This window comes from Sulfitobacter sp. HI0129, assembly GCF_001635395.1.
Taxonomy (GTDB): domain Bacteria; phylum Pseudomonadota; class Alphaproteobacteria; order Rhodobacterales; family Rhodobacteraceae; genus Sulfitobacter.
Window position 1 is genome coordinate 1 of record NZ_LWGH01000601.1, and the last position, 1,235, is coordinate 1,235.

Consider the following 1,235-nt stretch of genomic DNA (forward strand, 5'->3'; position numbering starts at 1 on the left):
CCGCCACCACTACATCAGGAACATACCGCAGACCTACCGGAGCCGTCCCATGCCCATGCAAGCCCGCGACATCGAAGACCTGATCCGCGAAAGCTTTCCCGACGCCCAGATCACGATCACCGATCTGGCGGGAGACGGCAATCACTATGCGGCAGAGGTGATCGACGCCTCTTTCGCCGGCAAGAATCGGGTCCAGCAGCAGCGCGCGGTCTATGCCGCGCTCAAGGGCAAGATGGATGGCAGCCAGGGCGAGCTGCACGCGCTGGCACTGACCACCAAGGCCCCCGAGGGCTGATCCGGTGGAACTGGGCCTGATCCTCCTTCTTTGTGCGCTGATCGCCGTCGTGACCGTGTTGCGCGCGGCACAATCGATCCGCCACCACAAGGATGACGAGCGCGGGTCCGAACCGGGCACCGGCTATCACGAGGTCGAGGCCAATTATCACTCTGGCGGCGGCGGGGGCGGACAGTCCTATACCTTCAAGGTACCGCGCGACCCGCAGGAATACGCGAAACAATTCATTCCAAGGAAACGACGCAAATGACCGATGCATCCACACAGATCAAGGAAACCGTGAGCAACAACGATGTCGTGCTGTTCATGAAGGGCACCAAGGAAATGCCGCAATGCGGGTTTTCCAGCCGCGTGGCCGGTGTGCTGAACTACATGGGCGTGGAATTCGCCGATGTGAACGTGCTGGCCGACGAAGGGCTGCGCCAGGGCATCAAGGAATATTCCGACTGGCCGACGATCCCGCAGCTTTACGTGAAGGGCGAATTCGTCGGCGGTTGCGACATCATCACCGAGATGACGCTGTCGGGCGAGCTGGACACGCTGCTGGAGCAGAACGGCGTGGCCTATGACAAGGAAGCTGCCGACAAGATCCGCGAAGCCAACGGCTGATCCCGATCCCCGGGCGACCCCGGGGTTCCCCAACGATCAACGGCAGCACCCCAGGTGCTGCCGTTTTTCTTTTCCGATCTGGTCTGGGCGCAAAGCGGTACGATCCTGCCGAACCGCCCCGGGCCGGGGTCAGCCCGCCGCCTTCTCCTCCACCTCGGCGGCGAGCGCCTCTGCCCGGGCGGCGATTTCGGCCAGCGTATCCGTGACGGACTGGGGCACCACCGGCACCTCGATCCGCTCGGGCTCCACCCGGACATTGCGCAGCCGCGCCAGTTCCGCTTCCCGCTGGGCCAGTTCCGCGCGTATCTCGGCGATGCGGTCCTCGACGCTG

At 63.8% G+C, this 1,235-nt stretch carries 3 protein-coding genes and 1 pseudogene; 3 read left to right on the forward strand and 1 reads right to left on the reverse strand.

All coding sequences use genetic code 11. From position 1 onward, the window contains the following. The first annotated feature begins 49 nt into the window (after window positions 1-49). Genes A3764_RS15960 through grxD form a run of 3 tightly spaced genes read left to right on the forward strand, consistent with a single transcriptional unit; the run spans window position 50 to window position 904 of the window. Entirely contained in the window at window positions 50-295 is a 246-nt protein-coding gene (locus A3764_RS15960) for a BolA family protein (RefSeq protein WP_067924363.1), read from the forward strand. 4 nt (window positions 296-299) lie between these two features. Further along, window positions 300-545 (forward strand): hypothetical protein, encoded by a 246-nt coding sequence (locus tag A3764_RS15965; protein WP_067924361.1) that lies wholly within the window; start codon window positions 300-302, stop codon window positions 543-545. Continuing rightward, window positions 542-904: a Grx4 family monothiol glutaredoxin gene (gene grxD, locus A3764_RS15970; protein WP_067922272.1), complete on the forward strand. Its 363-nt coding sequence runs from the start codon at window positions 542-544 to the stop codon at window positions 902-904. The genes A3764_RS15965 and grxD overlap by 4 nt, the downstream gene beginning before the upstream one ends. 129 nt (window positions 905-1,033) lie before the next feature. On the opposite strand, the pseudogene A3764_RS15975 reads toward grxD, so the two are convergent. Continuing rightward, window positions 1,034-1,235, reverse strand: a pseudogene (locus tag A3764_RS15975) (cell division protein ZapA); the annotation flags it as partial.